4 protein-coding genes are annotated in these 3,816 nt (G+C 54.1%); 1 reads left to right on the forward strand and 3 read right to left on the reverse strand.

The annotated features are described in order from the left end of the window. Positions 1-462: 462 nt before the first annotated feature. The 3 genes from argJ to FJ147_27795 form a co-directional block, all read right to left on the reverse strand. Entirely contained in the window at positions 463-1,635 is a 1,173-nt protein-coding gene (gene argJ / locus FJ147_27785; GenBank protein MBM4259685.1) for a bifunctional glutamate N-acetyltransferase/amino-acid acetyltransferase ArgJ, read from the reverse strand. A gap of 107 nt (positions 1,636-1,742) precedes the next feature. Next, positions 1,743-2,333, reverse strand: coding sequence for a cyclic nucleotide-binding domain-containing protein (locus tag FJ147_27790; GenBank protein MBM4259686.1), 591 nt, complete (start codon positions 2,331-2,333; stop codon positions 1,743-1,745). A gap of 9 nt (positions 2,334-2,342) precedes the next feature. After that, complete coding sequence (locus FJ147_27795; GenBank protein ID MBM4259687.1) at positions 2,343-2,726, reverse strand: DUF2834 domain-containing protein; 384 nt, start codon at positions 2,724-2,726, stop codon at positions 2,343-2,345. Between the two features lie 500 nt (positions 2,727-3,226). Here FJ147_27795 and FJ147_27800 point away from each other — a divergent pair, with 500 nt between their 5' ends. Then, positions 3,227-3,775: a hypothetical protein gene (locus FJ147_27800; GenBank protein MBM4259688.1), complete on the forward strand. Its 549-nt coding sequence runs from the start codon at positions 3,227-3,229 to the stop codon at positions 3,773-3,775. Positions 3,776-3,816 lie beyond the last annotated feature (41 nt).

Consider the following 3,816-nt stretch of genomic DNA (forward strand, 5'->3'; position numbering starts at 1 on the left):
CTTATAGCAGATCCCACCGCCGTCCGTGAAGTCCACACCTACTCCGGGACACTTGCACCCGTACTCGTCACCGAGCATCCAAATAAACGAGACATACGAAAGTCAACCAGCTTTGCCGGAAGGGTACCCATTACAGCCTATTACTCAACTTACCTAACAGAACGGTCCTTGGTGGAATAGTCACTAGAAGTGTTAGGCGATAACAGTACGTAGGCCTCAACAATTTTGACTATACTCATTGTTGCTTGGGGGATTAGGCACTTCTTTTCCCTCAAATAACTATACTGCGTACAGGCACGGACTACACTTTTTGTTCTGGATCTATGCGAGTGTCATGTTGAGCGCAGCGAAGCATCTCTCTTCGGCTCGTGCCGACGAACGCTTCACTGCGCGATGCTCCATTCAGCATGACAAAACCGCACTTCTTGCCCGCGTGAAGTATACAGGACGACTACCATCCCCTCAGGTCGTATAGTACGCGTTCTCTTTCACATAACCTTCAGTAAGATCACAGCCCCACACACGAGCTGATGCCTTACCGATACCAAGGTCGGTACCGATCGAAACTTCTGCTTGTCCCAAATACACGCGCAGCGCCTCAAGGTCACACGCAACCGGCGCACCTTTCTTGAACACCTTCGTCGCGCCAAACTGAATCGTTACTTTGCTGGGGTCGATGCTTGAATCGAAGCTCTTGCCAATAGCCATGATCACCCGACCCCAGTTCGGGTCACACCCATACACGGCAGTTTTGACGAGCGGAGAGTTCACAATCAGTTTGCCAACGTGCTTGGCTTGGACCTCGTTCTTGGCGCCTGTGACATCGACGGTGATCAGCTTGGTCACGCCTTCCCCATTGCGAGCGATTTCTCGCGTCAAGTGTTCACACACCTGTAGCAACGCTTTCTCGAAGGTAGCGAGATTGACCTTGCCAGCCAGCCCATTCGCCATCAGCACGACACTGTCGCTCGTACTGGTGTCGGTGTCGATGCTCATGCAATTGAAGGTGTTATCGACAACTCGCTTGAGCATGGGTTTCATGGCCGCTCTAGGCAACTCTGCATCAGTCATCAAATAGACCAGCATGGTCGCCATGTTCGGTTCGATCATACCTGCCCCTTTGGCGATCCCCGCAACCGTCGCCTTGCCAACTCGCGCAGAAATATACTTCGGATACATGTCGGTGGTCATGATGGCTTCAGCCGCGAGCTTGAGATTCTCGGCTCGTAACTCGCCTTTAATGCCGCGGAGGCCACCGCGAATCTTCTCCATCGGCAACGGACGGCCAATAACCCCAGTGGAGAAAGGAAGCACGTCGTCAGGATCGATACCTAATTCTTGGCCGACGATACGGCAGGTCTCCACGGCATTGTCGATCCCCCGCTGCCCTGTGGCCACGTTGGCGTTCTTACTGTTTATGACCAGGGCTTGGGCGAAACCATTGGCGACATGCTGACGCCCAACAATCACCGGCGCACCGGGAAACCGATTGCGCGTGTACATCGCCGTCGTGCGCGCACGCACGGTTGAATAGATCACTGTCAGATCTAGAGTTGTATCTTTGATACCGACATTTTTCCCCAGAGCAAGAAAACCCTGCGGTTGGTGCAATTCACGCGGTGGTGTGTGTTGCATTCGTTCGTGTCCGCTCCCAACAAGTCTTCGTTGGAGCAGATACTACCAGAACTTAGCACGGCTGCTGAATGGGGTCTCACTGCCGACAATCACCGCACCGCCGCGATTCAGTTGTTACCGCGCGATTCTCCAGGACCGAGGCTGCGAAACCAATGGCTGAGTCGATCGCGCGCCACGGTATATAGCTTAACCTGCATTGCAGGGTGTGCCTCGAGCAACTGGCGAATATCTGTTCCCCCAATCTCCAACAGCAGACAATGTTCCGCGGCGAATACCGTTGCTGAGCGCGGCTTGCGTTCCAACACCGCCATCTCACCGAAGATCTCGCCTGCCTGGATCACAGCGAGGCGCACCATCGGCCCGCCATTGCCGGTCAACGCAACTTGCACTGACCCAACACTCAGCAGAAACATTGAGTCCCCGGCATCACCTTCTTTGATGATGGTCGTCCCTGGCGCGTAGCTATGCTCCTGCGAGATCTCATCTCTCAGTAAATTCGCGATCTCGTCTTCGCGGAGGCTGGAGAAAATTGAATGGCCGCGCAACATGTCATGCCAATTGAAGGACTTCATAGATGCTCTCCGTTCCTGTACGAACATATCAATCCGCAGGCCGGGACGCATCACCAGAGGCCAACGCCGCCGATTCCTTGATACCAGCGAGAGCTGGCGTGACACACGGACCTCACTCACCACCATTGCAGTGGTCTACGACCGCGCGACTTGTGCATCAGTTAACATAGGCGAGTCCTTGCTATAACGGCGAACCAAATAGAGCAACGGCCCGATGCTCCCAAGCGTCAATGTCAGCAGCACGTAGGGAACAATGGAAATCCCACGCTCTCGTGCATCGTTCCACATCCACGCCAACACGAAACTCAAGGCAATGATGAGGTCTAACAACACCTGCAGAGTGGCAGCATTGGTCAACGCTTGTTCGAAGAGTCCGATATAACCGTACTGATAAACAACGTACGCAGAGAACGCAGAGAAGGCGACGAGGGTTGCTCCCGCTCCGATGAGTTTTGCATTCATGAGGCACTCCTGTCTCAGACTGTGAGAATTTTCCGCTTGTACCGGAGCAACAAACATGCCGTTGCCTCAAGCACGCAAGGCCTCACCTTTGTTGGGCATGGGTCTGGGCGGAATGAGGAGAGATGTTGCACGGCTGCAACGTGCGTAGCGTCAACGCAACGTGATAGACCAGGTGCAGATCCAGATTCTGGCAAATGAGGAATGGAAGCGAGTTCGTACTTCGGCACGCTCAGCACGAACGGGGAATTTGTGAGCGCTTTCACGAGCGCCCCCGTTCCGCCCGAGCCTCTATAGTGTTCGACACTGGCTATGCACATATGAAAAGGGGTCCCTTCTCCCCGCAAGGGAGAAGGACAGGATGAGGGGAGAGGGAATTGGCAGCCACCGCCTGAGAAGCTGTTAAAAACCCCTTCGACCCTTCGACAAGCTCAAGATTAAGGGAAAGGAACTGAAAAAGGTGAGAGATAACCCATTCGTGCTTCGCCTGGCGAAGCACGGTTTCGCTTTTTGCACTGGCCTTTGCGAAATTTATCAACAAGCTTCTGAGGGTGAACGGCGTGTTCATCATACTCCGCAAGCCTGACTACCAGAACTTTGAGGGGCACCCTGAGAAACCTTACATATCCCGTCGCTCACGAAAGACGTACAACGGCCTGAGTGGACAGCAGGTACAGTCTTTGCTCCTCGTCGGTGATACTATGGTCAGCATCATGAAAAAAAAGCGACGCTGGAGTTTGTGGGGCGTAGTTGCCGGAGCACTTTTAGGGCTCGGTGACCTGTTGGCCTTTCGCACTCTCGGCTTGGACATGCGCATCGGCGAGCGCAACGTCACTACTGAGGTGATGGTCATCTTCATACTGACGTATGGCGGACTCGGCTATGCCATCGGCAAACTTATGGAGGCTCGGACCCGAGCACGCGAGGACGCACGCACCATCGCTTCGCAACTGCAGGCTTTGGAGACCTCACAACGTGTGGCATTACAGAACGAGAAGTTAGGCGGTGGCAGGAAACAACTTACCGCAATAGTGATTGACCGGAGTGGAGAGCCTCTGCACAAGAGCAGGGATGAGAGACGAGACCATTGTGTGCTGGCTTCGGTCTAAGTATCGAAGTCTGGTCGAAGAGCTGGATGAACGCGGGCGAC

This window comes from Deltaproteobacteria bacterium (assembly GCA_016874775.1).
Taxonomy (GTDB): Bacteria; Desulfobacterota; Binatia; order Bin18; family Bin18; genus VGTJ01.